Source organism: Erythrobacter donghaensis (genome assembly GCF_002155425.1).
Taxonomy (GTDB): Bacteria; Pseudomonadota; Alphaproteobacteria; order Sphingomonadales; family Sphingomonadaceae; genus Erythrobacter; species Erythrobacter donghaensis.
The window spans coordinates 250,124-275,588 of sequence record NZ_MUYG01000006.1 but is presented as its reverse complement, the minus strand read 5'-3'; the positions used below and the strand labels follow the sequence as shown (position 1 = coordinate 275,588).

Sequence of the window (25,465 nt, the reverse complement as noted above, 5' to 3'; positions counted from 1 at the left end):
AAATCAGACAATGGATGCGAGCAAAAGGGGCGGGGAGAGGTCGAAGGTGCCGATCTGCCTGACCCAGAGCAGGCCGGGGCCATGGGCGCTCAGCACGGCGCTGCGCTCGGCAGCAAACAGGATGAACGATGGCGTATCGCGCTCCCACACCGCCAAGGGCGCATCGACGGGACCGTATCCCACGCGGTAGGCCTCGCGCTCCTCGATCAGGGGAACGTCGACGCCGTCTTCCCAGCGCCACTGCCCGCGAGCGCGCCGCGTCCAGGCGAAGCGCGATGCCCCGTCGGCATCGAGCGACAGGCGCGGATGCACGGGGCACAGCGGGCGGCGTGACAATCCAGGGTTGGCGAGCGGGACGATCACGGTTTCGGCATCGCCCGTGCCGATCGCGGCAACCCGCGACGAGGCGAGCGGCGGCACAAATTGCGGGTCGAGCGGGACCAGCGCGTCGTCGATAAGCACCGCAGGGGTGAGCACGGGATGGCCTTCCATCGCCACAGGTTCCGTCCCCCCCCGCCCCCGCAGCAGCCCCGACAGCCGCCAGCGCCCGCCGCCAAGGGGATCGGCGCGCAGGAATTGCACCAGCTCTCCGCCGATCAACAGGCGGTTGGCCCCGTTGGCGAGGCCGGCGATGTCGGTGTCGCTCAGATCGAGATCCTCCGCCACCAGATCAATTACGACGCTCGCCTGCGGTTCGAACAGCAAGCCCGCTGACGGCGCGAGCGGCTCGGCGAGCGTTCCCAGCACCGCCCGCGCGGTGCCGGTGGTGCCCAGATCGACCAGTGCACTGCCCTGAACCGCGAACAGCGCGGCGCCGCGCCAGGCAGAGTTCGCGGCCGAGGCGGCAGCGACGATCTGCGGGGTAGCGGCGTTGGCGCTGCCCTCGCTCGGCAGCTCGACGACAATGAGCCGAGTCGGCGGGATCGGCAGATCGCGCGGGGGGAGGTTCTCGCCAGGATCGCTGGCGCGGGCACCCGCACTAGCGGGTGCAAGGCGTTCAAGCTCAAGCGCGATGCCGCGGTCCATCCACTCCCAGCTGCGCAGCAGCCATAGCCCGGGCGTGTCCGGCAGGCGGACGATGCTGCCGGGGGTGATCCGCGGATCGAGCTCGGCAATGCGCCAAGATACCGTTTCGTGCTGCCAGCGTGCGCGATTGGCGCTGTCGTTGGCCAGCTGGCGCGCACCGCTGGCGGTGAGAGTCGCCGGCAGATCGATCATCAACTCGCGCCCCGCTTGCCGCGTTCCCGATGCCCGCTGCACCCCCGTCTGGTAGTCGCGTTCCTCGTCATAATAGCGCAGCGCCGCAGGACTGCGCGCCGGGATTCCGGCGCGTTGCTTCTGACGCGCTTCGTCCTTAGCATTGGCATCGGCGGCGAGCTGGACCGGCAGGGTGACGATGTCGCTGACCGCCGGATCGCGCGGTGCCACGGTCAGTCCCTCGCTGCCCGACATCGCTACCAGCGGGATCACCTGATCGATCGCGGAGAGGGTCGAGGCAAGCGCGCCGCCCTCGTCAGCAAAGCCGCGCGCGTGAGCCAGCGGGACGGCTGCGGCGATCGGTGCGGCGGCGGGCACCAGTTGCGCCAGCGACACGCTGTCCTCGCCGCCATCGGCGAAGATCTCGAAGCTCAGCGCCGGGATGCGGTTGCCGTAATCGCCCAGTTCGAGGTTTTCGAACACGACGTAGGCACAGTCGCGGAAGGCCGGTGCAGCGGCACCCTTGGCGGCGGCAATCAGCGGGTCGACAGGATCATCGCCGAAGCCGCGATAGACCCGCAGATCACCGCCGACCTTGAGATCCTCCTGCGCCCCGCGCAGCAGGTTGCCATCGGCCCAAATCCGACCGAGACGGGAAATCGGCGTGCTCGACAGGGCCACCGCGAAAGACGCGGAATAGGAGTAGACGGTGGTCGAAGGCTGGCCCTTGCGCCCCTTTTCCTTGCGCTTGCTCTCGATCAGATCGGTCGACCAGATGATGCTTCCAGCGACGCGCATCTTTCCGAACTGGCGCGGGATCGGCTGGCCATAGCTCGAGGTGCTGATCGCCAGATCGCGCAGGCGCGGCCCTTCGCGTCCGGGCGGCGCGAAGATTCTCTGATCGATCTGCTGGCCGATGAAAGCGCCGATCGAGCCGCCGATCGGCCCGCCGATCGCGCTGCCGACGGCGGTGAGGATGATGGTCGCCATGGGATTACTCTTTCGCTGTGGGCGCGAGGCGCCAGTGGGCGCAAACCTGCCAGGCGGGATCGAACGGCTGACGCACCACCTTGCGCAGCCCGGCATGGGCGTGGATCACGTCCCCCTCACCAGCGACGATGACGAGGTGATGCTGGCAATGGGCAAGCGCGATCAGCAGAACGTCGCCCGCCGCATGCGGGCCGGTGAACGGCACGAGCCCGGAATTCTGCGCCAACCCGAGCCATTGTCCGACACCCAGATTCCGTAGGCCATAACCGCGCGGGGTCACGGGTTGCACGCCGACCGCGAGCAGGCCTGCGTGAACCAGCCCGACACAATCGAGTCCGGTGGCCGGATCGCGTCCATGCAGCCGGAACGGGCTGCCCACCAGCGCCAGCCCGGCAGCGGCCAGCGCCTCTCCGCACGCACTCATGGCTGGCCGTAGCGGGCGAGGAGATCATTGCCCGGCAGGAACGGCTCGCCGCGGAAATTGGCGGCATTGCCGAATCGGGTGCTGCATGTCGCAATGGTGTGATCGCAGCCTTGGCGAAGCTCGGCCCGCGTGCCGACAGGCGTGCCCGCCACCAGCGGACGGTCGAGCAGCAGCCATTCGCCGTTTGCATCAATGATCCCGAACACCAGCCCGGTTTGCGGCCCACCCAGCAGGCGCAGGTGGCCGTCGACATGCCTCTCGCCATCGAGCCCCGCGATCCGCACCCGGTTGCCCTCGAGATCGGTCTCGGCCAGCACTCCGAAGGAGGTAAAGCGCACCGCCGAAAGCCCGCAGCCGGGGCCGCAGAACGCGGCACGGCAGGTCGGGCTGGTGCGCGGCACGAGATCCCGTTCGAGCAGACTCTTGCTCGACCGCAGCTCGGCGGCGAACTGGGTCTGGTCGTCCTCGATCCGCCCGATCTGGCCGGTGTAGAGTGTGTGGTGATCAAGGCTGGTCCAGTCGACCGCGCCGATCGCGATGGCTGCCTCGTCGAACAGCCCGGCAGCCAGTTCGCTCTCGCGAATGGAATCGTGGTTGAGCGCGCCCTGCACTTCGGCGCTGTCGTTGGCGAGTTCGGCGGTCAGGCGGATCGCGGCGGGGATCATGCCGGGTGCGGCGAGATGGCGGATGCCGCCGAAAGTCAGGTCGCGGTCATGGCTGGTGAAAGCGAGCGCCACGCCGTCGCGGCGGAAGATGCGCCAGAAGGTCGCAACCGTATCGAGCTCGCGGTCGAAGAACACCCGCATCACGCGCTCTCCCGAATCTCGATCAGCGGCACGGAAGGTGCCTCGCCCGCAGCAAAGCTGACCGCCGAGACATCGAGCCGGTCTTCGGCAAAGCGCACCGGCACATCGAAGCGGAAGCCGGCGCGCACTTCGGCGCCGGCGGGCGGGGCGGCGAGGAAACGCAGCACCCCGTTCTCGCCGAGCGTCCAGGCGGTGCTGGCCGCGCCGCCGATGCTGACTAGCAGCGTCGCGGCGCGGGGGCGCGTGATCGGGCGGATCTGGGGCTCGGGTCCGGCATAGGCCTTCACCAGCTGGAAATCGGCGCGCACCCCGTCACCGTTGCCGATCAGCTGGTCGAGCATGGTCGGCGAACCGGTCATCCCGTTGGAGCTGTTGTCGAACGGGTCCATGATCCGAAACCCCCGCGCCGGCCCGCGCCGGGCACGGAAGAAGGCGATCAGTTCGGACAGCTCGGTCTCCGAGCGGATACCCGGCCCGACGTCGAAATGCAGCCGCGCATCAGACCACAGCGAATTGCGCCGTTCATGCCCCGATGCGGTGACCGCGATCGAGGTCGAGAATTCGGGCGCGACCGAAGCGCTGCGGCCCAGGGCGAAGGGGTACAGCACGTCGTCAAAGGGGTCCATGGCGGGCTCCGGGGAAAGGGGGAGGCGGGTGTAACCATCGCGGCTGACCTGCGGCAGCGCCCACACATAACGGCGGGTGACACCGCGCACGGCGGCCTCGTCGAGCCCGGCGTCGATGCGCGGCCAGAAGGTCTCGGCATCGGCGGGGTCGAACACGAAGCCTGCGAGGTAGTCCTGACCTGACAGCGGGTAGCCGAGCCGCTCGTCGACGAAGGCATAGGCCGCCCGCCGTGCCGCATCGGCCCCGGCGGTGAGCCAGTCGTAATCTTCCAGTTGCAAGCGGTCGAAAGCCGGGTGGGCCCAGCCGCTCGGCAGGTTGGCGCGGAAGAGTTCGGGCGTTTCGGGAGCGAGAATGGTCGGGGTGAAGGCAAGCAACAGCACCTCGGCCTCACCCCCCGAAGCCGCGCGAACGGCGGCGGTCAGCGCGGCGGTCGATTGCGCGAGGAGCGCGCCTGCGGCATCGAGCAGCACGATGGCGGCAGGGCTCTGCGGCGTGGCGATATCGGCGATGACCGGCGGATTGCCGCCGAAAGCAGCCTTGGCGGCATCGTCATACAGGCAGATTTCGCGCGCGGGGGTGACCCACCACCACGGCTCGCCGATCTGGAACCGCACCGGCTGGCCCGCTGCTTCGAGCAACCCGACAAAGTCTGCCGCGACATCGTGCAGCCAGCCCATCGCCTGCGCGTTTGCGGGCGAGAGCAGGGTCGAGGGCGGCACCCATCCCGTCAGCGCAGGTGCGCCGCTGGCGGTCCGCTGTTTCCAGCTGGCGGGGCAATAGGCATCGAACAATTCATAGGACAGCGACGCGATGACTTCGAACCCCGCCGCCTTGGCGAGTGTAAAATAGCTTGCGTGCCATGCGGTCGCAGGCGTGCACAGCGCGCCGTCTACCGCTGCCGCCAGATTGCCTTCCGGCACGCGGGCAAGCCGCATGAAGTGGCTCATCCCGACATAGTGGACGATATCGTCACGGTAGCCGAGTCCGGTGATCGTGCGAAGCAGCCGGGCCGGAGTCTGGTTGTAACCGTCGTCATAGGCAGTCGCCATGCGTGTCCCATGTGGCGGCACCAGCACGTCGCCCAGCTCCAGCATCGCCCGCGCGCCGTCGGCGCGGATCTCGGACATCACCACCGAGCCGTTGAACCGCGCAGGCAGTGGCGCGGGGCTTCCCGCGACAAAGCCGGGGGCGACCAGCGAAATGAACATGCGGTCGATATCGCCGGCAAAGATCGGCTCGCCCGGCAGGCCGTAGCCGCTCTCAAGCGCTGAGAACGGCAGCGTGATCCGCGCGTCGTTTGGCGTGCCAGTGGCATAGTTCCACAACCGGACATACCAGGTGCGCGGGGTGCCTGCGGCATCGCGCCCCTCGATCGTAAGCGTCGGGCCATTGGGCTGATCGAGCGCGATCACGCCTTGCGACTGCCAGCGGAAGCTCAGAGTGGTGTGCACATAATCGCGGTCGGTGGCATAGGCGAGCAGTGGGTGATCCAGACTGTCGATGCTCTCCCAGATCAGCCCGACAAGCTCGCCCGCGTGATGCAGCTCGACATCGACCCGCAAGCTGTCCGGCCCGGTCGTGACCACGCTCGCCATGGCGGGGCGGGGGAAATTGACGGTCCAGAAACGCGGATCGAAGCGCTGGATGAAGGTGCTTTCCTGCGCGCGGCGTTCGCGGGCGAGCCAGAATGCCATAGGCGGTGTTCCTTCGATCAGGCTTGTTGCAGGGCGCGGCGGACGGCGCTGGCGATCTGGCGGGAGGAGCGCTGCATCGCGGTCGGCGCGGCCTGTCCGCGCGGCACGGCGACCTGAATGGCGACACGCACATCGCGGCCCGGCGCCGCGCCCGTCTCGACCCGCCCCGAAGCGGTCGGCACAAACACCTCGGGCCCGCGCTCGCCAACCAGATAGGCTCGTCCCGGAGAGACCGGGCCGCCGGTTGCGCGCCCCGGCAGACCAAGCAGCGTGCCGAGCGACTGGCCGAGGAGATTGCCGAGCCCGCTCGCACCCCCGCTGCTCCCGCCCCCGCCGCCGAACAGGCTGCTGATCCCGGATTGGATCGCATAGCTCGCAATTTCGCCCAGCGCGCTGAAGGCGACGCGCTTCAAATCGTCAAACCCCAGGCTCCCGCGCCGCAGCGCGCTCAGCAGGCCGCGCTCCAGCACATCGCCTGCGCGGGCGAAGCCATCGAGCAGCGACCCGTCGAGCGTGCGGCGCATCGCCTCGACATCGCTGGCAAAGCCATCGGTGCGCGCGCGCACGTCGATCACGAGGTCTTCGAAATTGTCATTCATGAGCGTCGCGCTCCATCATGCGGGCGATTGCCTCGCGGCTTGGCGGAAGGGGGGCGGCGGGATCGTCAGGGGCGGCGAGGGCCATCGCCAGTTCGGCCGGGGTCGCCTGCCAGAACTCGCCCGGCCGCCACCCGAGCAGGCGTGCGGCAAGCGCACACCAGCGGGCGGCGGCATCAGCGAACATCGCGCTCATGCCTCGCCCTTGAGCACCTGCGCGAGCACCGCGCGCACCGGCTGGGTCGCGCCGATCAGTCCCATCGCCAGCACCGCCTGCCCGACCGCAACGCGATCGGGGCGGTTTTCGGGAGGCAGGCAGTGCCACAGCAGCGCGGTCATCTCGGTCAGGGTCAGCCCGCCTGCCGCTGCGCGTTCAACCAGCGCGAAGAGCGAGCCGACCTCGGCCTCGGCCAGAACGAGGCTCTCGAAGCTCGGGCGCAGCACGTAGCTCACGCCCGCCACGGTCAGCGCGGTTTCGCCGCGCAGGGAATTGGCGCCCGGCCTCACGCCGCGGCCACCGGGCCGGAGCTTTCGAGCTGGAGCGTGTAACTGCGCTCGCCGTTGAAATCCCCGGCATAGTCGAGCCGCTGGACGAGAAACCGCCCGCGCAGCTTTTCGCCATCCTCGAAGGACAGCTCGTAATCGTCGAGCGTTCCGGCCAGGGCGTGGGCGCGCACCGTGCCCTCGGCGGTGCTGCCGAGGAAGATCCCCGCCGCGCTGACCGATACCGAGCGGGTGCCCGCCCCGGACAGCAGATCGCGCCAGCCGCCCGATTGCTTGTGGGTCACAACCACCGTGTCGCCGTTGATCGACATCTGCGTGGTGCGCAGGCCCGCGATGGTCTGATAGGCGGGGGGCGAGGCCCCGTCGGCGATCTTGAGCAGGAAGGCGGCGCCGGATTGTGCGGGCATGATGGGTTACTCCTAAAGCGGTGCGAAAAGGCGGATGCGGTATTCGAGCAGCGCCGCCCGGCGGTTGTCGCTGCGGGCCTCGCTGCGCGCGCGCAGGAAGCGGATCGAGGCGAGTTCGAAGCCGGGATGGAACGGCGGCAGGTCAAGCACACGTCGCTCGATCGCGCCGAGCATGGACGCGTCGCCGGCGGTCAGATCGGTGTAGCTTTCGAGCTCAAGCGCGATCCGCACCTCGCGGCCCGGGCGGTCCTTGGTGCCCCAGTCGGTCGAGGCGCTGGCAGCGATGCCGAGCCACGGCGGCGTCACGCTGAGCGGGGCCTCCTCCTCGATGGCGTTGAGGCCGGCGAGAGCGGGGTCGGCGGCAAGCCAGGCGATCAGGGCGGCGCGCAGGTCATTTTCCATCGCGGAGGTCTCCGAAAAGGTCGGGCCAGAGCGCGGCGGGCGAATGCCAGTCGGCGCGTGCGGACCTGCGACGCAGGGAGGCGACACGCCGCGCCGCGGTGTCGGCGGCGCGCGCGCGAAGGCGCTGGACGAGCCCGGCGGTGCGGGCGGCGGCGCGGATCATGCGAGCCGCAGCTCGCGCCACGGCCGCCACAGGGCGGTGACGCTGGCCGGGGGCGCGGCGCTGCCCTTGCTCTCGCGGTCGCGGTAGTAATGTGCGGCGAGGCGAATGATCCCGTGGCGCAGGGGCGCGGGCAAGCCCGCCCAGTCGGCGGCGATGCCCACGGTCAGTTGCAGGGCGAGCTGCTCGCCCTCGACCGGGCGCAGCAGGCGGATGCAGGCACTCGCCGCGATCCGCCATTCGAGCGCTTCGGACAGCGGGCCGAGATCGGCGCGCGTGCCGTCCGCCGCGATGGCCGAAGCCGCCGTCACCGCGATCACCGGGCGCGAGACCAGTTCCTGCCACTGGGCCGAAAGGGGGATGATTTCCTCCACCGTCTGGCGCAGCGGCGCTTTGCCGGTGAAGGCCTCGCAAATGGTCACCGCCGTATCGAGCAGACCGACCAGCGCTTCGTCGTCGTTGGGGCGGCTGATCCCGAGCCAGTGGTTGAGCTCCGCCAGCGCAGGCTCGCCCGGCACCGGGGGCTGCACGATTGTCCGCTGCATCGCGGTGTCTCCCTGAATGTGATCCACAAGAAGTGCGCCCGCATCGCGCGCAACAGGCGGGGGATCGGCCTGGGGCGATGCGGGCGCGAGAGACCGGCGGGGGCGAAGGGGGCACGCGGCCCCGCCGGTCGTCAGGAACGGGGCGTCAGGCCTCGATCTTGAGCAGCTTGATCGCGTTCGAATCCAGCACCTTCCCGCCGATCCGCTTGGTCGCGTAGAAGTGGACGAAGGGCTTGTTGGTGAAGGGATCGCGCAGGATCCGGGTCGGGCTGTGCTCGGCGATGAGATAGCCGTTGCGGAAGTTCCCGAAGGCGATCGGGAAGCTGCCACCCGCCACATCGGGCATGTCCTCGGCCTCGACCACCGGATAGCCGAGCAGGCGGTCGGGCTGACCTTCAACCATCCCCGGCTGCCACAGGAACGCCCCGTCCGACGTCTTGAGCTTGCGCACGCTGGCGAGCGTCGCGGAGTTCATGACGAACACCGCCCCTTGCCGGTGGCCCGACTTGAGCGCGTGGATCAGGTCGATCAGCTTGCCGTCGAGCCCGGTGCCGAGCCCGGTGGCGCTGCCGCTGCCGATATATTGCATCGTCCCGAAGGCGCGCACGCCATCTTCTGCCGTGGCCTTGGGGGCGGTGAGGAAGCCCTCGGGCTGGCCCAGACCGCTGCCCTTGACGAAGGCACTGCCCTCGGCCCGGGCGAATTCGGTCGCGATTTCGCCTGCCAGCCAGCTTTCGAGATCGAAAGCGACATCGTCGATCATCGCCTGGCTGGCGGCGGGGTTGGCATAGAGATCGCCCGCGGGCGGGGCGATTTCGGCAAACTTGGGCGTGCCGGTCTCAGGCCGCCCGGCGACTTCGCTGACCCAGCCCGAGGCGATGCCGCTGGTCGCCACCAGTTTGCGATAGCCTGCGGTGCCGGTCTGCACCACCTGAGCGATGGCGCGGATCGGGCTGATGTCGACCAGTTCGGCCGCGATCGCGGCGTCGATCTGGCGCGGCACGGCATACCCGCCGTCACCCGGCGTCATCCCGCTGATCGATTTCAGCTCGGTTTCCTGGCCGCGGCGCAGATAGCCATCGACGAAGCTTTTGACCTCCGCCGCCTCGGCAGGCGCGCCGCTGCCGCCCATCGCCGGGCGGGTGGCGGCGCGGGCGACCTTGTCGAGCCGCGATTTCACTTCATCGACATCGCCGCGCAGCGCGGTGATGTCCGCTTCGGCCTGATCCTGGCGCGCGACGATGTCGAAGCTCGCATCCAGCGCGTCGGTGGGGGTGGTGGGGGCATTGTCCATGGGGCAGTGGCCTTTCGGTTGGGCAGAAAATAGGCCGCCCCAGTGGCGGCCTGCGGGGAACGGAAGCGTTGAAGGTATTCAACGGATCAGGTGGACGCGCGCCATCGGGTGGAGCGGGTGAGTGACGAGGCTGACCTCGAACAGGTCGAGCTCCAGCAATTCGCGCCCCGTGGCGGTCTGGCGGGCGCTGCGGGTGCGAAAGCCGAAGCTGAGCCCGCGCACCGCCCCTTGCGCGAGCAGCTGCACCGCGCGGCTGTGGGGCCGGTCGAGCCGGGCGATCACCCTCAGTCCGCGGGCATCCTCGCTGGCGTGCTCGATCAGGCCGATCGGCTGATCGGGGCGGTGCTGCCAGAACAGCGGCAGTGGCCCCTTGCGCGCGGCGAGCGTGCGGGCGAAGGCGCCGCGGCGGATCGTGTCGCGCGCGGCATCGGCAATGTCGAACAGCGCGGCATAGCCCGCGAACCGAAAGGGCGCGCCGCTCACAGCCTGTCCCACGCGCCGAGCCGCACCACGATCCCGATCAGCAGCAGGGCGAGCATCCCGCGGATCATCCAGTCGACAAACGCCTTCCACGCGCTCGTCTTGGCATCGCGCCAGGCCCGCAGCAGTTCGCGCAACTCGCCGAGGTCGCCGATCGCGCCCGGATCGCCGAGCCCCAGCCGCTCCAGCACCCGGTCGGTGGCGAGCGCGCTGGCTTCCTCCACGATACCGCGCAAGGTGACCAATTCGGCCCCCTCTTCACGCGCCTGCGCCATCAGGCTGGCAAGAATGTCTTCACGGCTCATTGGGCAGTCTCCTCGGGCGGCAGGCCCAGCATCTGGCGCTTTTCGGCGCGGCTGAGGAAATCGGCGTCGGAGACCTGCGACCACAGCCGCTCGCGATCTTCCGACAGGGCTGGGACGCGATCGAGATCGATCCGCAACTCGGCATCGGGGAACCACGGGGCGAGCCCTTCGCGCAGGGCGGCGAACAGCTTTTCGGCCAGCGGCAGCAGCGTCAGCCTCCACAGCGCGCGGCTTGCCTCGCGGTAATTGGCATAGGTGTTGTCGCCCGGGAGGCCGAGCAGCATCGGCGGCACCCCGAAGGCGAGCGCGATGTCGCGCGCGGCCGCGCTCTTGAGCGTGGCAAAGTCCATGTCGGCGGGCGAGAGCGCCATGGTCTGCCACTTGAGCCCGCCGTCGAGCAGCATGGGCCGGCCGGCATTGGCCGCGCCCGAGAAGGCGACATCAAGCTCGCGCTTCAGCCGCTCGAACTGTTCGTGCGCCAGCGTCGCCCCGTCGCCCGTCTCGTAAACCAGCGCGCCCGAGGGGCGGGCGGCGTTCTCCAGCAGCGAGTGGTTCCAGGCGGTGGCAGCATTGTGGATCAGCACCGCCTGCCAGGCCGCCTCAAGCGCGCCCGCGCCGCGGTGATCGTCGAGCGGGTGCATCGCCCGGATCGCGATCATCCCCGGCCAGCCGTCCTCGTCCTCGATCGCGAGGCGGGTGGCCTCGCCCGTCACTGTGTAATCATAGGCGCAGGGCCAGCCATTGCGGTCGAGCACGACCTGCACCCGGTCAGGGCGCAGCGCGAACAGCTCGAACGGCACGCCGCTGGCATCCTTCAGGATCTGCACATAGCCATTGCCGTGCAGCAGCAGGTTCGCCGCGAGAGTCTCAATCAGCGATTGCCCCGCGCTGGTCGCGGTGACGAGGGCGGCCAGCTGCGGGTCGGAGCAATGCAGCGGGGCCTGCCCGATGCCCTCGGCCAAGAGCCGCACCGAGCGCTGGGCAATGGGATTGGCAAGAAATCCCTCGGCAATGCCGCGGGTGTACTCATAGCCGCGCGGGGCCGGGCCCTGCTCGAAGGCCGGAAACCAGCCCTGCGCAATGGTGCCCGCCAGGGGCACACGAGCGCGCTCCCCGCCCTTGAAGGCGGAGCGGAGATTGGTGAGGAATGACATGGAAATTCCTTTGTTTTGCCGGAAGGCGGCGCTAATCCTTGCGCACGGGCATCAACCGCGAGACAGGGACGTGACGCTAAGGGAATACCTTTTCGGGCGGCGGCTGGTGCTACGCACACCGCACCGCAAGGATCGGGCAATCGAGCGGATCAAGCGCGCCGTCCCGTCGCGTTTCGGTTTCATGAATCGCGGCATCTCAGGCGGCATGTTCTTTGGCCGCTTGCGACTTGCGTGGGACATTCCGCTGTTCAGCAACGGGTTTCGGCCGGTGTTTCGCGGGCGGTTTGTCGAACAGGGCCGCGCGACTGAGCTCCACACGGTGTATGGCGCGCCGCCTGTCCTGCAGGCGTTCCTGATAGTGTGGTATCTTTTCCTGACGTTGTTTTGCGTCACCGCGCTCATCATTGGCGTCACCAACGATGACGGTGTTGGAGTGCTGGTCATGATCGGCGCTGCATTGGCGCTCGCGTTCTTTCCGATCGGTCTGCACCTAGTCTTCAACGCGAAAGCCGATAAGCACTACGAGGCGGTCCTCGATATGCTGGCGCGCGAGGCCGACCTTCACCCTGTCACAGCGCCGTGACGCTTGGCCGTGCGGCCTTGCCCAGCATCAGCTCGGTCAGCGCCCAGACCAGCGCGTCGGCGCGGTCGGGGCTGCGGCCGGGGCCGGCGTAGGTTCCGCCCACCAGCATCCCGCACAGCTGATCCTCCAGCCGCGGGAACATCCCGACATGGCGCACCCGGCCGGCCTCATAGAGCGCGGCGACCGGTTCGGCGCGGGCGATCTTGCCGCGGCTGGCATGCACCAGCTTGACCGGAAGTGCCTGATCGGCGGCGCGCAGCACGCTGTCGACCATGGCGCCGCCCTGGTTGGCTTCGGCCACGACCCGGTCGGCCTCCCATTCGCGCGCTGCCTCGGCAACCTTGCGGGCCCATTCACCGGGCGCCGCGCCGCTGACCGAGCAATCCGCCAGCACCCGCCCGATGCCGTCCGGGCCGAGCCCCGCTACGATGATCCCGCATTCGTCCCCGCCCGCGCTGGCCGGCGGATCAACCGCGACCACGATCCGCGCCGCGATCGGATAGGCAGCCCGTTCGCGTGCCTGTTCGAGCAGCGTGCGGGTCCACAAGGCGCCTTCGATATCCTCCAGCAATTCCCCATCGATTTCCTGCCGGGCAAGCTGGGTTTCGCCAAATTCGCTGGCGATGGCCTGAAGGAAGCGTTCAGGCAGCCGCCCGGCGTTGTCGTGGGTCGAGCCGCGGGTGATCATCACCTCCTCGCCCGCCTCGGACTGCGCCACCAGCCGGCGCACCAATGGCACGGCGCGCGGGGTGGTGGTGACGGCGATGCGCGGATCATCGCCCAGCCTCAGCCCGAGCAGCAGATTGTCCCAGCACCGCGTGGCGCGCTCATGCGCCAGCGGCCACTTGCCGATCTCATCGCACCAGGCATGGCTGTGCTGCGGCCCGCGCAGGCCTTCGGGCTCGGCGGCGGAGAAAAGCTGGGCCTGCGCCCCGTTCTGAAAGCGCAGACGGTTGAGCGAGGGCTCGAAGTGCGGCCTGTGATCGGGACGGTAGATCGCGAGTAAGCCGCTTTCGCCCTCGACCATCACCGCGCGCGCTTCGGCCAGCGAGGAGGATACCAGCGCGATGCGCGCGACAGGTTGGCTGTCGGCGATCATCCGCACCCATTCCGCGCCCGACCGCGTCTTGCCGAAACCGCGGCCTGCCAGCATCATCCAGATGCGCCAGTCACCCGGCGGCGGCAGCTGATTGGCGCGGGCGGTGTATTCCCAAAGGTATTCGAAGCTGTCCCGCTCGTCCTGACTCATGGAGCTGACTGCTTCGCCGTGCGCCCAGGGGTGGCGGAGCAACCATTCGAAGGGTTCGGTCACGAAGGCGCACCGGCATCGGCCTCGATCCGCGCCTTGCGCCGCCGGATGTCCTCGATCTTCCGGTCGATCGAGGCGCGCACCTCGGCGGCGGTGACGTGGCGAACCTGACCTCCCCCGCGCGCCGAGGCGTCACGGTGCGCAGTGAGCAGGCGAATGGCGTTGGCAAAATCATATTTCTCGGCGTCGACCGTCTTGAAGTCACCCGTACGCAGCCGCCGGACGATCTCGAGCTCGAGATGCACATATCCTTCGGCCAGCGCTGCGCTCCATTCGCGAGCGAAATCCGGATCGCGCCGCCGCTCCGCGCAGGCACGGGCGGGTGCGACGCCCGCAGCCGCGGCAGCAAGCTCGAGACTGGAGGTGATGGCGAGCACTTCGATAAAGAGCGCCCTCCAGTTCGCACTGCCGCCTTCAGGCGTGTCGGCGCTGGTCCGCTCGGGATCGGATTTTGCCACGGGCAGGTCTCCCTGTGGGAACATCAAAAAGGCGGCACTTCCGGGGGAAGGCCGCCTGCTGGCGAATCGCTATTTCTCGACTATGCCTTCTTCTAACCAAAGAGCGTTACGATGTCAATCGAAATAACCAAATAGGTTAATCGCGGTGGCGTTAGCGTTATGTCGGCCTGCGTTGGGCTCTATGATGTCTGCAAAGGCGTTCCCCGCTTTCAACAATGAAATTGCGCCATTTCATTGACGGTTAATCGATTCATGCGAATTCTGGACATCCGCTTTCTTCAAATGCCTCAGGAGGAGAGTTGATGTCGGATCGCGCGTTTCTTGCCCAGATGCAGGGCTATGGCCTCACCACGGTGCAGATCCATTACTACATGCCCGATCACCGCAGCCTGCTGCAGCAATTCGTGATGCAACAATACGACGTCGCGCCGAGCTTCCCCGAGCTTGACCGCTTCCTCGCCTTCTGGCGGCGCGAGATCGATGCGGTGCTGCATTCGGTCCGGGTCGCGCACAAGCACCTGATCGGCCCGCAGGAATGGCGTGCCGTCGACGGGATCGTGACGATCAATTGAGGCGCCTGCGTCAGGCCGCAATCAGCCAGCGCGCTGCGACACCTTGAAGATCTCGCCGTCGCGGTCGAGAATGAAGAAGTGGTCCGTGCCTGAACCCGGTGCAAAACCGACCGGACTGTCGATCTTGCCGAAATCGGGTGCGAAATCCTCGCTGCGGTTCTCGAAGACATTGGTTGTGTGCCGGAAGCCGTCGAACAGCCGCGGGGTGGGAACCGAGAAAATCGTGCCGTTGATATCGGCGAAAATATAGGCGTCCCCGCCGCCCGGGAGGAATCGGTAGTCATTGATGAGGCCGGCCACGATCCCGGTGCCCTGCCTGATGCCGGTGCCGAACGGATAGACCAGCGTCGGCCCGTTCACCGCAGCAGGCGGGTTCGCGCGCGTTTCCTGCGCGCCTTCGTAAAAGGGCCAACCGAAATCGAGCGGGCGCGCGTTCGTCAGGAAGCTCGTCAATTCGTGTTCGCGGGTACCTCCGCGGTCGGCGAGAAACAGTCCGCCGAACCCGATCGAGAAACCGCCCGGCTGCCTGATCCCGTCGCCGATGATCCGCGGTCGGATGTTCACCACATCGGACGGCAGCACGCTGGCTCCTGCATAGGGGTCGATGAAGGGCAGTTCGATCAGCTTACCGTAAGGGGTCGCGGCATTCTGCGCATCGCTTTCCGCCGGTGAGCCGACGGCAACGAAGATCGAGCCGCTGAGGATCATCGTTGCGGTCGTCGGCGCACTCCAGGCCGGCCCGAGCGTCGCAAAACCGGTCGTGCCGCGCGCAGGGTTGAACGCCTGCACCATCAGCCCGTCGGCAGGGCTGTGCGTGACAAGATAGATGCCTTCCTGCCAGATATTGGCCTCAAAGCCGTAGCTGATCGCCAGAACCTCACCCGGCCGACGGTTGTCACGCACGAAGGTGTCTTCGCTGACCGCATTGGTTGCCGAATTGAACCGCATCACGCGACCGCTCTTTTCGGCCACGAGAAGCGTTTCCTCCCCGGGCACCCGTGCGAATGCAACGGGATCGACGATGCCGCTGGCGACGCGCGTGACCCGGATGCCCTCGACATCGTTAGTGACGCGCACGCGCATGGCAAGATCCGTGGTCTCGCCCCCCGCGGTCGCCCGCAGGGTCACCTCGTAGACATTGTCGAGATTGGCATCGACAGGAAGGTCGAAATTGGGTGTCTGGTTGAATCGCAGACCGCCATTGTTTTCGAGCACGAACTTGTCCGCATCGGCGCCCGAAAACAGCGAAAAGGCGATCGGGTCGCCCTGCGGATCAGTGGCAGTCGCCGTGTAGAACACCCCGGTCGTGTTTTCGGCAACGCTCGGCGTGGCGGAGGAGGTGAAGCTGGGACGGGTCGGGACGACCACAGTTGGCGGGGAACTCGAACCGCCGTCGCCTCCGCCGCAACCCGAAAGCACCAATGCAGACACGCTTGTGCACGCGCCCAAGGCAGCGCGACGTATCGACGACATACAACTCATGGAAAGCGACCCCTGAAGCAACAGGGGCAAACTATCGTCGCAAAATCAAAAGGCAACCGGGTTTCACGCGGCCGCGATCAGATAATCCCGATCGCCTTGCCCGCCCGCTCGAACATGCCGAGAATGGTCTGAACCTGCTCCGCGGAATGCTCCGCGCACAGCGAGCAGCGCAGCAGGGTCATGCCCGCCGGTGTCGCCGGGGGACGCGCGAGGTTGACGTAGAGGCCCTCTTTCAGCAGCGCCTCCCACATCATCGCGCCGCGCTCCAGGTCGGGCATGATCACCGCGATGATCGCGCTCTGCGGGGTCTCGGTGCCAAGCTTGAAGCCCAGCGCCTTGAGGCCGCCGTGCAGCGTGCGGCTGTTCTCCCACAGGTGCGCGCGCTTGTTGCCGCCGTGCATCAGCTTGCGGATCGAGGTGGCGCTCGACGCCATCACGCTCGGCGGCAGGGCGGCGGTGAAGACATAGGGGCGGCACACCAGGCGCATCACTTCGAACTTCGGGTGGTTCGAAACGCAGAAGCCACCGACCGTGCCGACGCTCTTGGAGAAGGTGCCGATGATGAAATCGACATCGTCGAGCACGCCCTGTTCCTCGGCAACGCCGCGGCCATGCTCGCCGATGAAGCCCATCGAGTGGGCCTCGTCGACCAGCACCATGGCGCCGTTTTCCTTGCAGACGCGCACCATTTCCTTGAGCGGGGCAACGTCGCCCATCATGGAATAGACGCCTTCGAGCACCACCAACTTGCCCGCACCTTCGGGGATGCGCTTCAAGCGCTTTTCCAGAGCCTCGACATCGTTGTGCTTGAACGGCACGACCTCGGCATTGCCCATCGCGCAACCATCCCAGATCGAGGCATGGCTATCGATGTCGAGGATGATGTAATCGCCCTTGCCCGCCAGCGTGGAGATGATCCCGAGATTGGCCTGGTACCCGGTCGAGAAGACCATCGCATGGTCCATGCCATAGAAATCGCGCAGCGCGGCTTCGACATCGCGGTGGTCGCGGAAGGTGCCGTTGAGCACGCGGCTGCCGGTCGTCCCCGCGCCGAAATCCTCCATCGCCGCCTTGCCCGCCGCGATCACGTCGGGGTCGAAGGTCATGCCCATATAGTTATAGGTGCCAAGCAGGATCGTGTCGCGCCCGTTGCAGATCGCCCGCGTCGGAGAGAGCACCTGCTCCATCACCAGATTGAAAGGATCCTCGACCCCCGCGGCAAGCAGCTGCTCGCGGGTCTGGATGATCGGATCGAACTTGGCGAGCAGGTCGACGGGCTCGGCAGCGGTGGCAGTGTCGGTCATGGCAGTGGCCATTATCAGCTCTCCTGCAACTTGTGGACGGCCGCGACGAGCTGGCCCCAATTTTCGATCTCGGCCTGCTGGTTCATCGAGATGATGATGTCGAACTCGTCCTCGATCGCGGCGACGAAATCCATCACCGTCAGACTGTCGAATTCGAGATCGCCGGCAAAGGTGGTCGCATCCTCGATGGCGATGCCCTTCTTGTTGAAGGGCTCTACCAGAGTGCGGATCGAAGCGTCGACGTCGGCAGGGGTCATGGCGCGGGTTGCTTTCGTTTGCGTCGGTTGTCGTGCAGGGCTTAGCCAGATATTACGACTGCAAAGCGGCGGATGATGCAGCTTGTCAAGGTGTGCACGCATGTGGGGGGTGCCGGGTGACGAGACAAGGGCAGGACAATGACACCCCGGTGCGGCCTTCGCCGCCGCTTTCGGTGCAGAGTGTTCATCTGATCCGCACCGCGCAGTCCAACACGCTTGCCCTGTCGCAGATGGCCGACGGCAAGGCCAATATCCTGATCGGTGCGACCTTCGTGGTGTTCTCGCTGGTCATCACGCAGACGTTCTCGGAAGATGTGAAGTGGTCGGTGATCTGCCTTGCGGTCACATCCTTCCTTGCGGCGATCTGTGCAGTGCTGGCGATCACCCCGCCGATGCGCGCCAAGGCAGTGGCGCCCGACCAATTCAATCCTCTGTTCTTCGGGCATTTTGCGACCGTGTCGGAAGAGGAATGGATCGCCGGTATGCTGGAGCGGCTGCAATCGGACGAAGCGCTCTATCGGGTGATGCTGCGCGATCTCTACCAGAACGGGCAAGTGCTGCACCGGCGCAAGTATCGCTACCTCGCGCTTGCCTATCGTCTGTTCCTGGCCGGGCTGGGCCTGACACTGGCGATCTATCTGATTGAAAACGCCTTTTAAAGCGGCAGTAATTCGCGCACGGCGTTCATGAAGGGGCTGATCGACACCGGCTTGGAGAGATAGCCGGCCGCCCCCGCCGCCCGGATGCGTTCCTCATCACCCTTGGCTGCGAAGGCGGTCACCGCCAGCACCGGAATGCCCGCCAGCCGGCGGTCCCGCTTGGCCGCCTCGATCAGATCGACGCCCGAAACGCCGCCCAGCTGGATATCCATGATGATGAGATCGGGCATCGCCGCGCGCGCGGTGTCGAGCACCAGATTGCCATCCGCGACCGGCTCGACCTCGAACCCGTTCGCGCGCAGCACATCGCAGAACAATTTCCGGTTGAGGTCATTATCCTCGACAACCATGATCCGCTTTGTCACTGCACGCCCCGCATAACGACCCCTTACGATTAGCTTTGCACAAAGGACAGGACAATCCCATCCCGATCCGCCCCCGAGCCCCAAGGCCTTCAAATGAACCCGCAGACGCTGGCGCTGGCGGCGCTCGGCTGGGTGCTGGAGTGCGAGGAGCGGGCCGCACGGTTTCTGGATCTGACTGGCCTCGACCCTGATTCGCTGCGCGCCGGGCTGGGCGATCCGCTGATCCTTGCCGCGCCGCTCGAATTTCTCGCCAATCACGAACCCGACCTGATCCGCGCGGCCGAAGCGCTCGCTGTCACGCCTGAGGAACTGGTTGCCGCCAAGGACGCTTTGCAAGCATGAACCGCCCCCTCATCATCTCCGATTGCGACGAAGTGCTGCTGCACATGGTCGCGCCCTTCAAGGATTGGCTGGAGGCTTCGCAAGGCGTCAGCTTCCATCTCGAAGGCCACAACTTTGCCGAAGCCCTGCGCTGGCAGGAAAGCGGCGAACTGCTCGCGCCGCCCGATATCTGGCGGATGCTGCGGCTTTTCTTCGACAACGAGATGGATTCGCAAGCACCCATCGCGGGTGCGGTTGAGGGGATCAACACGCTGGCGGAGAAGGCCGATGTGGTGATCCTCACCAACCTCGTAGATCACCACCGCGATGCGCGGGCCGAGCAGCTCGCCAAGGTCGGGATCAACGCGCGGGTCTTCACCAATCAGGGACCCAAGGGTCCGGCGCTGAAGGCGATCATCGACGAATATGCGCCAACCCGCGCGCTCTTCATCGACGATCTCGCCCAGCACCACGCCAGCGTTGCCGAGATCACCCCGCACGTCACCCGCCTGCACCTGTGCGGCGAGCCGATGATCGCCCATGCCATTGATTGCGCCCACAAGGCCGGCCACGCCGAAGCCCGGATCGACCGCTGGGACGAGGCGCTGCCCTGGCTGCTCGAACGACTGGAGGACTAAAGATGAGCTACACCGCCCGCCTCGCCGAACTCGGCATCACCCTGCCCAAGCCTGCCGCGCCGGTCGCCAGCTATGTGCCCGTCGTGGTGAGCGGCGGCATGGCCTATGTTTCGGGCCAGATCGCCTTTGCCGACGGGAAGGTCATCACCGGGACGCTCGGCAAGGATGTCAGCCTTGAAGAGGGGCAGGCTGCCGCGCGCGCCTGCGGGCTGATGATCCTCGCCCAGCTCGAGGCCGCAGGGCTGCTCGATCAGGTGTCGCGCGTGGTGAAGCTGGGTGCCTTCGTTTCCTCAACCCCCGATTTCTTCGATCATCCCAAGGTCGCCAATGGCGCTTCGGACCTGATGGAACAGGTCTTCGGCGGCGCAGGCCAGCATGCCCGCGCGGCGGTGGGGGTGGCGGCTCTGCCCTTGAATGCCGCGGTCGAAGTCGATGCGATTGTCGCGCTGAAGGCATGAGCGCAAGGCCCGCGCCCGGCTGGCTGACACAGTGGGAATACGCCCACCGCGGCCTGCACGGCGAGGGCGTGCCGGAGAATTCGCTGGCGGCGGCCAGGGGCGCGATTGCGCGCGGTATGGGCATCGAGTGTGATATCCAGATGAGCGGCGATGGCGAGCCGCTGGTATTCCACGATTGGGATCTGTCTCGCCTGACCGGTGCGGAAGGCATGGTCGCGCGGCACACCGCTGAAGCCGTGCTGGCGCTCCGCCTGCGCCGCACGGATCAGCGCCCGCCCCGGCTGGCCGAATTACTCGCAGCGGTCGCGGGGGCTGCGCCGCTCCTGATCGAAGTGAAGTCGATGCCTGGCTATGTTGTTGAACCATCGTGCCGGGCCGTGGCGGCAGGGCTTGCCAGCTATCGGGGTGACGTTGCGGTTATGAGCTTCGATCCGCGTGTGCCGGAATGGTTCGCGAGCCATGCGCCGCAGATTGCGCGCGGGCTGGTCGGGACCGACACGCTCGAAAACGGCTTCAAGGGCGTGTGGCGCACAGCCGACGTGTTCGCCGCTGCCCAGCCGGATTTCCTCGCCATCGACGTGCGTGATCTTCACCGGCCCGAGGCAGCAGCATGGCGCGCGGGCGGCAGGCCGCTGCTCACATGGACAGTGCGCTCGCCCGAGACGCGGGCGACGGGCCTTGCGCTGGCCGATGCGCTCATCGCCGAAGGGGCGGGGTTGGCGTGAGTAATCCCGAATTGACCGTGCGCATCGCCTCTTCGGTCGGCAGCTTCGACCGTAAGGAATGGAACGCTCTGGGCGGCAGGGATAATCCCTTTGTCTCCCACGAATTCCTCACCGCGATGGAGGACTCGGGCAGCGTCGGACCCGGCACCGGCTGGGAACCTGCTCCGATCGTCATCACCGATGAGGCGGGCAAGCTGCTCGCCGCCATGCCGTCCTACGCCAAGGGCCACAGTCAGGGCGAATATGTGTTCGATCACAGCTGGGCCGACGCGTGGCACCGCGCGGGTGGGCGCTATTACCCCAAGCTCCAGATCGCCGCGCCCTTCACCCCCGCGACTGGCCCGCGCCTGCTGCTGTCCGATCCGAGCCTTGCTCCGCACCTCCTCAAGGGCGCGGAGGCGGTGTGCCTTCAGAACAAGATGTCGAGCGCCCATGCGACCTTCATCGCGCCCGAGCAACTGCCGCTGTTCGAAGAGGCTGGCTGGATGCCGCGCGCCGATATCCAGTTCCACTGGTTCAACCGCGACTATGCGAGCTTCGACGATTTCCTCGCCGCGCTATCATCGCGCAAGCGCAAGGATCTGCGCAAGGAACGCGCCGCCGCCACCGAAGGTCTTACCATCCGGCACTTCACCGGCAGCGAAATCCGCGAAGAGCACTGGGACGCCTTCTGGGTGTTCTATCAGGACACCGGTGCGCGCAAATGGGGCAGCCCCTACCTGACGCGCGAGGCCTTCAGCCTGCTGGGCGAGCGGATGGGCGACCGGATCGTGTTGATCCTCGCCTATGACGGGGACGAGCCGATCGCGGGGGCATTGAACTTCGTCGGCAAGGAAGCGCTCTACGGGCGCTATTGGGGCTGCACGCGCGAGGTGCGGTTCCTGCATTTCGAGCTGTGTTATTATCAGGCGATCGACATCGCCATCGCGCGCGGCCTCGCGCGGGTCGAGGCGGGTGCGCAGGGCGGTCACAAGCTCGCGCGCGGCTATGAGCCGGTCCAGACCTTTTCGGCGCACTGGATCGCCGATCCCGGCTTCCGCGCGGCGGTCGCCGATTTCCTCGAACGCGAGCGTGCCGGGGTGGCGAGCGACCAGCTTTACCTCGACAGCCGCACCCCGTTCAGGAAGGGCAGCTAACGGGGTTTACGCAGCGCGCAGGCGTCCTTCGGCGAGCCATTGCCGCGCGCGGCGCTGGGCCTCGGCGATTTCGCGCGCGGTCATCTCGTCGGAGATGTCGGCACGGCAATAGGCGGCTTCCTCATGCCCGCGCGCGGCGGCCAGATTGAACCATTTGTGGGCTTCGATCAGATCGCAGGGCGCACCATTGCTACCGGTGGAAAAAGCCACCCCGAGGTCGAAGCAGGCCCCGGCCTCGCCTTCGCTCGCTGCGGCCAGCCAGGCCGCCAGCGGGCTTTCGGGCGAAGTTGTCTGCGCGGTCTTGGCGCTGATCGTGATGATGTTCATGTCTGGTCCCCGTGTCTCACCAGATCGCCCCCCGGCGACCTTCCGTGGCCCCAGAAGTGCGGCGCTTATGGTCAAAAATTAGTTAACGCCGCGCACACTTTATCGTCGGAGCGGTTTTGCACTTGCCTGCCCCCAAAGCCGCTTGTGCGCTCTGGGGGCCTTCCCTATAGGGCGCGCATTGCTTCAGCTTGCCGGGACCAGGTGAGCCCATGAAAATATTCAGGGCGTCAGGACGCGATGGACTTCCCGGCAACTCATGGGACGAGAAAGCTTGATGCCTACTGCCGCGTCTGACGAAATCGACATCCTCGAAAAGGCCAAGCGCCTGCTCGCGCCGGACTATGTGCCGAGCGATGACGAGGAATATATGAACGAACGCCAGCAGGCCTATTTCCGGATGCTGCTGCTGGAATGGAAGCGCTCGATCCATTCGGCTGCCGGGCAGACCCTGCAATCGCTCGCCGACGGCCCGATCCGCGAAGCCGATCTCACCGACCGCGCTTCGAGCGAGACCGACTGGGGGATCGAACTGCGCACCCGCGATCGCCAGCGCAAGCTGGTCTCCAAGATCGATGCAGCGCTGCGGCGGATCGATTCGGGCGAATATGGCTATTGCGAGGTGACCGGCGACCCGATTGGCCTCAGGCGCCTGATCGCGCGCCCGGTGGCGACCATGACGGTCGAGGCGCAGGAAGCGCACGAGCGCCGCGAAAAGGTCTCGCGCGACGATTGACGCTAACGCGATGATTAACGCGAAACAGACTGCGGCAAGGTTGTGCCGCGCTGGGACGCTGCTGCAACGCGCGGCCGCTGCGAGGTCAAATTTTACCACCCGTTAACCGCGTTGGGTGCACGACGTGTGGCATATGACGGGCGGTCATGCCATGCGCAGATCCACGTCCCGCATGATGGCGAATTGCTGAGGAGGCGAACCGGAGATGACAGGGGTTGAAACCCGCAGTGTCGCGCGCGACAGCCTGTTTCTGCTGGCTGATATCTGCGTCGAGCAGGGCAGCGATGTCCACCGCGTGCGCGTGCGCAATCTGTCGGATGGCGGTATGATGGGCGAAGGCATGATGCGCGTGCAGCGCGGAAACCGGGTCACGATCGAACTGCGCAATATCGGCAAGGTCGGCGGCACGGTGGCCTGGGTGCAGGACGACCGCTTCGGCATCGCCTTCGACGACGAAATCGACTCTCAGAAGGCGCGCCGTCCGTTGCAGACCGCCGACGATCCGGCCGCTGCGGTGGTAAAGGCCTCGTGGACCCACCGCGCGCCGCCGCCGCCGCATCCCACCCAGCTGCGCAAGATCTGATCGCGCTACATTTTTCCACAAGCTGACCAGCGCGTTGCAACCTGCTAGGCAGGCGCGATGCGATTCTGGCTGCCCCTGCTTGCTGCCCTTGCCACCTGCGCCTGCGGCCCGTCGGGCGGCAGCGGCGCGGTCGAAGTGGCGGTGATCGGCGCGCCGGACAGCCTGTTCCAGCAAGGCGTGCGCCTTTCCCCCGCCGCCCAGCACCTGCGCGCCGCTACGCATGAAGGCCTCGTCACACTCGATCAGGCAGGACAGGTCGTGCCTGCCGTGGCCGAGCGATGGATCGTCACCGATGACGGGCTCAGCTACATTTTTCGCCTGCGGGACAGCACCTGGCCCGATGGCGACGAGATCACCGCCGCCGATGTCCGCCAGCAGCTGCGCGATGCGCTGGCACGGGTGAAGGGCACCTCGCTCGGGCTCGATCTGGGCAAGGTGCGCGACATCCGGGCGATGACCGGGCGTGTGGTCGAGGTGCGGCTGACCGCGCCGATGCCCGACTTCCTGCGCCTGCTGGCCCAGCCCGAACTGGGCTTCGTCAAGGCCGGCAGCGGAGCGGGGCCGATGGCGATGTCGCGCAATGAGGAGACCGGCGTGGCGCGTCTCACTGCGCTCCCGCCCGAAACCCGCGGCCTGCCCGCACGCGAGGATTGGGAAGAAGTCGCGCGCCCGGTTGCGGTGCGGGCGCTGTCGGCGCGCAACGCCGTGGCGGCTTTTTCGCGCGGGGAGGTCGATCTGGTGTTGGGCGGCACGCTGATCGACTTCCCGCTCGCCGAAGTCGGCCCGCTGTCGCGCGGGACGATTCAGGTCGATCCGACCATCGGGCTGCTCGGGCTGATAGTGAAGAGCGAGGAAGGCTTTATGGCTGATCCCGCCCGGCGCGAGGCACTGTCGATGGCGATCGACCGGGGGGCGCTGATCCAGAGCTTCGGGCTGAGCGGCTGGCGCGAAAGCAGCTGGGTGGTGCCGCCGGGCAGTTTTTCCGCCCCGCCTTTCCCGGCTGACCGCTGGGATGGGGCCTCGCTCGAAGACCGCCGCCGGATCGCCGCCGCGCGGGTGAGGGCCTGGGCCACCGGGCCTGAGCGCGAGGCGGTGGTGCGCCTCGCCCTGCCACGCGGGCCTGGCAGCGACGTGCTGCTGCGGGGGCTGGCGCGGGCGTGGGGCGAGATCGGGGTTTCGGTCAAGCGCGTGGCCCCCGGTGCCCCTGCTGATCTGGAATTGCGCGACACGCTGGCGCGCTATGCCTCGCCGCGCTGGTATCTCAACCAGTTTAATTGCAGCCTCGGGGCCGGGCTCTGCGCACCGCAGGCCGATGCGCTGGTGCGCCAGTCGCTCGCCGAGCCCGATGCCGCCGCGCGCGAGCAGTTGCTGATCGAAGCCCATGCGGCGTTGGTCGAACGCGAGGCCTTCATTCCGCTGGGTGTCCCCGTGCGCTGGTCGCTGGTGCGCGGGACGATCCGCAACTACCAGCCCAATGGCTGGGCATTGCACCCCTTGTTCGCGCTCTCGCAGCCCCCCACATAAGCGGGTATGGAACAGCCCATGCCCCGCCGCCCTGAGCCCATGACCTTCACTCTCCCGACCGGCAATGACCCGGCCTCGGTGCGTGCCCGCGTGGTTGCACTGGAACGGCTCTTGGAGCGCAGCTTCACCATCCCCGGCGTCAACATGCCTGTCGGGCTCGATGCGCTGGTGGGCCTCATCCCGGTGCTGGGCGAGATCGTGACCGGTGCGATGGGGGCCTATATCGTGTGGGAAGCCCGCAATCTCGGCCTGCCCAAGTGGAAGCTCGCCCGGATGGGCGCCAATGTGCTGTTCGACACTGCGATCGGTGCGATCCCCGTGGTGGGAGATGCGGCCGACCTGCTGTTCCGCTCGAACACCCGGAACCTCAAGATCCTGCTCAAGCACATCGACAAGCACCATCCCCAGACCCGCGTGATCGAGGGCTAGTTTCCATGGCCGCCCCG

At 67.1% G+C, this 25,465-nt stretch carries 33 protein-coding genes; 12 read left to right on the top strand and 21 right to left on the bottom strand.

The genetic code is table 11. From position 1 onward, the window contains the following. Window positions 1-3: 3 nt before the first annotated feature. The 14 genes from BZF59_RS02660 to BZF59_RS02595 all read right to left on the bottom strand — a co-directional run bounded on the left by BZF59_RS02660 (window position 4) and on the right by BZF59_RS02595 (window position 11,585). Entirely contained in the window at window positions 4-2,187 is a 2,184-nt protein-coding gene (locus tag BZF59_RS02660; protein ID WP_158094258.1) for a phage tail protein, read from the bottom strand. 4 nt (window positions 2,188-2,191) lie between these two features. Continuing rightward, window positions 2,192-2,611, bottom strand: a complete 420-nt coding sequence (locus BZF59_RS02655) for an NlpC/P60 family protein (protein WP_086606683.1) — start codon at window positions 2,609-2,611, stop codon at window positions 2,192-2,194. Then, window positions 2,608-3,417: a DUF2163 domain-containing protein gene (locus tag BZF59_RS02650; protein ID WP_086606682.1), complete on the bottom strand. Its 810-nt coding sequence runs from the start codon at window positions 3,415-3,417 to the stop codon at window positions 2,608-2,610. Before BZF59_RS02650 ends, BZF59_RS02655 begins: the two co-directional genes overlap by 4 nt. Further along, window positions 3,417-5,738 (bottom strand): DUF2460 domain-containing protein, encoded by a 2,322-nt coding sequence (locus BZF59_RS02645; protein ID WP_086606681.1) that lies wholly within the window; start codon window positions 5,736-5,738, stop codon window positions 3,417-3,419. Before BZF59_RS02645 ends, BZF59_RS02650 begins: the two co-directional genes overlap by 1 nt. Before the next feature lie 17 nt (window positions 5,739-5,755). Beyond that, window positions 5,756-6,337: a tail tape measure protein gene (locus BZF59_RS02640; protein WP_086606680.1), complete on the bottom strand. Its 582-nt coding sequence runs from the start codon at window positions 6,335-6,337 to the stop codon at window positions 5,756-5,758. After that, window positions 6,330-6,530: a phage tail assembly chaperone gene (locus BZF59_RS02635; protein WP_086606679.1), complete on the bottom strand. Its 201-nt coding sequence runs from the start codon at window positions 6,528-6,530 to the stop codon at window positions 6,330-6,332. Before BZF59_RS02635 ends, BZF59_RS02640 begins: the two co-directional genes overlap by 8 nt. Beyond that, on the bottom strand, window positions 6,527-6,841 hold the full coding sequence (locus tag BZF59_RS02630) for a GTA-gp10 family protein (RefSeq protein ID WP_086606678.1): 315 nt from the start codon (window positions 6,839-6,841) through the stop codon (window positions 6,527-6,529). The genes BZF59_RS02635 and BZF59_RS02630 overlap by 4 nt, the downstream gene beginning before the upstream one ends. Continuing rightward, entirely contained in the window at window positions 6,838-7,245 is a 408-nt protein-coding gene (locus BZF59_RS02625) for a phage major tail protein, TP901-1 family (protein ID WP_086606677.1), read from the bottom strand. Before BZF59_RS02625 ends, BZF59_RS02630 begins: the two co-directional genes overlap by 4 nt. 12 nt (window positions 7,246-7,257) lie before the next feature. Further along, a complete protein-coding gene (locus BZF59_RS02620) occupies window positions 7,258-7,647 on the bottom strand; it encodes a DUF3168 domain-containing protein (protein ID WP_086606676.1) in 390 nt (129 codons plus the stop codon). Window positions 7,648-7,806: 159 nt separating this feature from the next. Beyond that, the gene (locus BZF59_RS02615; protein ID WP_086606675.1) at window positions 7,807-8,352 is read right to left on the bottom strand and encodes a head-tail connector protein; all 546 of its coding nucleotides are present in this window, start codon (window positions 8,350-8,352) and stop codon (window positions 7,807-7,809) included. A gap of 145 nt (window positions 8,353-8,497) precedes the next feature. Next, a complete protein-coding gene (locus BZF59_RS02610; protein WP_086606674.1) occupies window positions 8,498-9,646 on the bottom strand; it encodes a phage major capsid protein in 1,149 nt (382 codons plus the stop codon). Window positions 9,647-9,724: 78 nt separating this feature from the next. Next, a complete protein-coding gene (locus BZF59_RS02605; protein WP_086606673.1) occupies window positions 9,725-10,141 on the bottom strand; it encodes an HK97 family phage prohead protease in 417 nt (138 codons plus the stop codon). Next, a complete protein-coding gene (locus BZF59_RS02600; protein ID WP_086606672.1) occupies window positions 10,126-10,431 on the bottom strand; it encodes a DUF6127 family protein in 306 nt (101 codons plus the stop codon). The genes BZF59_RS02605 and BZF59_RS02600 overlap by 16 nt, the downstream gene beginning before the upstream one ends. Beyond that, window positions 10,428-11,585 carry a phage portal protein gene (locus BZF59_RS02595; RefSeq protein WP_086606671.1) on the bottom strand — a complete coding sequence of 386 codons (1,158 nt, stop codon included), beginning with the start codon at window positions 11,583-11,585 and terminating at the stop codon, window positions 10,428-10,430. The genes BZF59_RS02600 and BZF59_RS02595 overlap by 4 nt, the downstream gene beginning before the upstream one ends. On the opposite strand from BZF59_RS02595, the gene BZF59_RS02590 reads away from it, so the two are divergent. Next, window positions 11,584-12,168, top strand: coding sequence for a hypothetical protein (locus tag BZF59_RS02590; protein ID WP_086606670.1), 585 nt, complete (start codon window positions 11,584-11,586; stop codon window positions 12,166-12,168). The two genes, BZF59_RS02595 and BZF59_RS02590, sit on opposite strands and share 2 nt — an antisense overlap. On the opposite strand, the gene BZF59_RS02585 is transcribed toward BZF59_RS02590, so the two are convergent. Both BZF59_RS02585 and BZF59_RS02580 read right to left on the bottom strand, forming a co-directional pair. Beyond that, window positions 12,155-13,417 (bottom strand): phage terminase large subunit family protein, encoded by a 1,263-nt coding sequence (locus BZF59_RS02585; RefSeq protein WP_086606754.1) that lies wholly within the window; start codon window positions 13,415-13,417, stop codon window positions 12,155-12,157. The genes BZF59_RS02590 and BZF59_RS02585 overlap by 14 nt on opposite strands. Before the next feature lie 59 nt (window positions 13,418-13,476). Next, entirely contained in the window at window positions 13,477-13,935 is a 459-nt protein-coding gene (locus tag BZF59_RS02580; protein ID WP_086606669.1) for a hypothetical protein, read from the bottom strand. 302 nt (window positions 13,936-14,237) lie between these two features. On the opposite strand from BZF59_RS02580, the gene BZF59_RS02575 reads away from it, so the two are divergent. Further along, a complete protein-coding gene (locus BZF59_RS02575; protein ID WP_086606668.1) occupies window positions 14,238-14,507 on the top strand; it encodes an usg protein in 270 nt (89 codons plus the stop codon). Window positions 14,508-14,528: 21 nt separating this feature from the next. Here BZF59_RS02575 and BZF59_RS02570 read toward each other — a convergent pair whose 3' ends face one another. The 3 genes from BZF59_RS02570 to BZF59_RS02560 form a co-directional block, all read right to left on the bottom strand. Continuing rightward, window positions 14,529-15,875, bottom strand: coding sequence for a PQQ-dependent sugar dehydrogenase family protein (locus BZF59_RS02570; RefSeq protein WP_143738072.1), 1,347 nt, complete (start codon window positions 15,873-15,875; stop codon window positions 14,529-14,531). Between the two features lie 191 nt (window positions 15,876-16,066). Beyond that, entirely contained in the window at window positions 16,067-17,305 is a 1,239-nt protein-coding gene (gene spt / locus BZF59_RS02565) for a serine palmitoyltransferase (protein ID WP_245805981.1), read from the bottom strand. A 2-nt stretch (window positions 17,306-17,307) separates the two neighbouring features. Beyond that, window positions 17,308-17,550 (bottom strand): acyl carrier protein, encoded by a 243-nt coding sequence (locus tag BZF59_RS02560; protein ID WP_086606666.1) that lies wholly within the window; start codon window positions 17,548-17,550, stop codon window positions 17,308-17,310. A 173-nt stretch (window positions 17,551-17,723) separates the two neighbouring features. Here BZF59_RS02560 and BZF59_RS02555 point away from each other — a divergent pair, with 173 nt between their 5' ends. Continuing rightward, complete coding sequence (locus BZF59_RS02555; protein WP_245805980.1) at window positions 17,724-18,209, top strand: Pycsar system effector family protein; 486 nt, start codon at window positions 17,724-17,726, stop codon at window positions 18,207-18,209. Here the strand turns inward: BZF59_RS02555 and BZF59_RS02550 are convergent. Further along, window positions 18,206-18,574, bottom strand: a complete 369-nt coding sequence (locus BZF59_RS02550) for a response regulator (RefSeq protein ID WP_086606664.1) — start codon at window positions 18,572-18,574, stop codon at window positions 18,206-18,208. The two genes, BZF59_RS02555 and BZF59_RS02550, sit on opposite strands and share 4 nt — an antisense overlap. 93 nt (window positions 18,575-18,667) lie before the next feature. On the opposite strand from BZF59_RS02550, the gene BZF59_RS02545 reads away from it, so the two are divergent. Genes BZF59_RS02545 through BZF59_RS02525 form a run of 5 tightly spaced genes read left to right on the top strand, consistent with a single transcriptional unit; the run spans window position 18,668 to window position 21,852 of the window. Then, window positions 18,668-18,916: a DUF3572 family protein gene (locus tag BZF59_RS02545; protein WP_086606663.1), complete on the top strand. Its 249-nt coding sequence runs from the start codon at window positions 18,668-18,670 to the stop codon at window positions 18,914-18,916. Next, entirely contained in the window at window positions 18,913-19,533 is a 621-nt protein-coding gene (locus tag BZF59_RS02540) for an HAD family hydrolase (RefSeq protein WP_086606662.1), read from the top strand. Before BZF59_RS02545 ends, BZF59_RS02540 begins: the two co-directional genes overlap by 4 nt. Before the next feature lie 2 nt (window positions 19,534-19,535). Next, complete coding sequence (locus BZF59_RS02535; RefSeq protein ID WP_086606661.1) at window positions 19,536-19,991, top strand: RidA family protein; 456 nt, start codon at window positions 19,536-19,538, stop codon at window positions 19,989-19,991. Then, window positions 19,988-20,716 (top strand): glycerophosphodiester phosphodiesterase family protein, encoded by a 729-nt coding sequence (locus BZF59_RS02530; protein ID WP_086606660.1) that lies wholly within the window; start codon window positions 19,988-19,990, stop codon window positions 20,714-20,716. The genes BZF59_RS02535 and BZF59_RS02530 overlap by 4 nt, the downstream gene beginning before the upstream one ends. Continuing rightward, a complete protein-coding gene (locus BZF59_RS02525; RefSeq protein WP_245805979.1) occupies window positions 20,713-21,852 on the top strand; it encodes a GNAT family N-acetyltransferase in 1,140 nt (379 codons plus the stop codon). Before BZF59_RS02530 ends, BZF59_RS02525 begins: the two co-directional genes overlap by 4 nt. Before the next feature lie 6 nt (window positions 21,853-21,858). Here the strand turns inward: BZF59_RS02525 and BZF59_RS02520 are convergent, their stop codons facing one another. Further along, window positions 21,859-22,179 (bottom strand): SEL1-like repeat protein, encoded by a 321-nt coding sequence (locus BZF59_RS02520; RefSeq protein WP_086606658.1) that lies wholly within the window; start codon window positions 22,177-22,179, stop codon window positions 21,859-21,861. Between the two features lie 274 nt (window positions 22,180-22,453). Between BZF59_RS02520 and dksA the strand changes: the two genes are divergently transcribed. The 4 genes from dksA (at window position 22,454) to BZF59_RS02500 (ending at window position 25,448) form a co-directional block, all read left to right on the top strand. Further along, complete coding sequence (gene dksA, locus BZF59_RS02515; RefSeq protein ID WP_086606657.1) at window positions 22,454-22,912, top strand: RNA polymerase-binding protein DksA; 459 nt, start codon at window positions 22,454-22,456, stop codon at window positions 22,910-22,912. Window positions 22,913-23,117: 205 nt separating this feature from the next. Beyond that, window positions 23,118-23,495, top strand: a complete 378-nt coding sequence (locus BZF59_RS02510; RefSeq protein WP_086606656.1) for a PilZ domain-containing protein — start codon at window positions 23,118-23,120, stop codon at window positions 23,493-23,495. Between the two features lie 57 nt (window positions 23,496-23,552). Next, the gene (locus tag BZF59_RS02505; RefSeq protein ID WP_086606655.1) at window positions 23,553-25,019 is read left to right on the top strand and encodes an ABC transporter substrate-binding protein; all 1,467 of its coding nucleotides are present in this window, start codon (window positions 23,553-23,555) and stop codon (window positions 25,017-25,019) included. A 39-nt stretch (window positions 25,020-25,058) separates the two neighbouring features. Next, entirely contained in the window at window positions 25,059-25,448 is a 390-nt protein-coding gene (locus BZF59_RS02500) for a DUF4112 domain-containing protein (protein ID WP_342744104.1), read from the top strand. Window positions 25,449-25,465: the final 17 nt, after the last annotated feature.

Excerpts from the sequence above, each read along its gene's own strand:
- BZF59_RS02660 (WP_158094258.1), bottom strand. The coding sequence starts at position 2,187 with ATGGCGACCATCATCCTCACCGCCGTCGGCAGCGCGATCGGCGGGCCG.
- BZF59_RS02655 (WP_086606683.1), bottom strand. The coding sequence starts at position 2,611 with ATGAGTGCGTGCGGAGAGGCGCTGGCCGCTGCCGGGCTGGCGCTGGTG.
- BZF59_RS02650 (WP_086606682.1), bottom strand. The coding sequence starts at position 3,417 with ATGCGGGTGTTCTTCGACCGCGAGCTCGATACGGTTGCGACCTTCTGG.
- BZF59_RS02645 (WP_086606681.1), bottom strand. The coding sequence starts at position 5,738 with ATGGCATTCTGGCTCGCCCGCGAACGCCGCGCGCAGGAAAGCACCTTC.
- BZF59_RS02640 (WP_086606680.1), bottom strand. The coding sequence starts at position 6,337 with ATGAATGACAATTTCGAAGACCTCGTGATCGACGTGCGCGCGCGCACC.
- BZF59_RS02635 (WP_086606679.1), bottom strand. The coding sequence starts at position 6,530 with ATGAGCGCGATGTTCGCTGATGCCGCCGCCCGCTGGTGTGCGCTTGCC.
- BZF59_RS02625 (WP_086606677.1), bottom strand. The coding sequence starts at position 7,245 with ATGCCCGCACAATCCGGCGCCGCCTTCCTGCTCAAGATCGCCGACGGG.
- BZF59_RS02620 (WP_086606676.1), bottom strand. The coding sequence starts at position 7,647 with ATGGAAAATGACCTGCGCGCCGCCCTGATCGCCTGGCTTGCCGCCGAC.
- BZF59_RS02615 (WP_086606675.1), bottom strand. The coding sequence starts at position 8,352 with ATGCAGCGGACAATCGTGCAGCCCCCGGTGCCGGGCGAGCCTGCGCTG.
- BZF59_RS02610 (WP_086606674.1), bottom strand. The coding sequence starts at position 9,646 with ATGGACAATGCCCCCACCACCCCCACCGACGCGCTGGATGCGAGCTTC.
- BZF59_RS02600 (WP_086606672.1), bottom strand. The coding sequence starts at position 10,431 with ATGAGCCGTGAAGACATTCTTGCCAGCCTGATGGCGCAGGCGCGTGAA.
- BZF59_RS02590 (WP_086606670.1), top strand. The coding sequence starts at position 11,584 with ATGGAAATTCCTTTGTTTTGCCGGAAGGCGGCGCTAATCCTTGCGCAC.
- BZF59_RS02595 (WP_086606671.1), bottom strand. The coding sequence starts at position 11,585 with ATGTCATTCCTCACCAATCTCCGCTCCGCCTTCAAGGGCGGGGAGCGC.
- BZF59_RS02585 (WP_086606754.1), bottom strand. The coding sequence starts at position 13,417 with ATGAGTCAGGACGAGCGGGACAGCTTCGAATACCTTTGGGAATACACC.
- BZF59_RS02575 (WP_086606668.1), top strand. The coding sequence starts at position 14,238 with ATGTCGGATCGCGCGTTTCTTGCCCAGATGCAGGGCTATGGCCTCACC.
- spt (WP_245805981.1), bottom strand. The coding sequence starts at position 17,305 with ATGGCCACTGCCATGACCGACACTGCCACCGCTGCCGAGCCCGTCGAC.
- BZF59_RS02560 (WP_086606666.1), bottom strand. The coding sequence starts at position 17,550 with ATGACCCCTGCCGACGTCGACGCTTCGATCCGCACTCTGGTAGAGCCC.
- BZF59_RS02545 (WP_086606663.1), top strand. The coding sequence starts at position 18,668 with ATGAACCCGCAGACGCTGGCGCTGGCGGCGCTCGGCTGGGTGCTGGAG.
- BZF59_RS02540 (WP_086606662.1), top strand. The coding sequence starts at position 18,913 with ATGAACCGCCCCCTCATCATCTCCGATTGCGACGAAGTGCTGCTGCAC.
- BZF59_RS02535 (WP_086606661.1), top strand. The coding sequence starts at position 19,536 with ATGAGCTACACCGCCCGCCTCGCCGAACTCGGCATCACCCTGCCCAAG.
- BZF59_RS02530 (WP_086606660.1), top strand. The coding sequence starts at position 19,988 with ATGAGCGCAAGGCCCGCGCCCGGCTGGCTGACACAGTGGGAATACGCC.
- BZF59_RS02520 (WP_086606658.1), bottom strand. The coding sequence starts at position 22,179 with ATGAACATCATCACGATCAGCGCCAAGACCGCGCAGACAACTTCGCCC.
- dksA (WP_086606657.1), top strand. The coding sequence starts at position 22,454 with ATGCCTACTGCCGCGTCTGACGAAATCGACATCCTCGAAAAGGCCAAG.
- BZF59_RS02510 (WP_086606656.1), top strand. The coding sequence starts at position 23,118 with ATGACAGGGGTTGAAACCCGCAGTGTCGCGCGCGACAGCCTGTTTCTG.
- BZF59_RS02505 (WP_086606655.1), top strand. The coding sequence starts at position 23,553 with ATGCGATTCTGGCTGCCCCTGCTTGCTGCCCTTGCCACCTGCGCCTGC.
- BZF59_RS02500 (WP_342744104.1), top strand. The coding sequence starts at position 25,059 with ATGACCTTCACTCTCCCGACCGGCAATGACCCGGCCTCGGTGCGTGCC.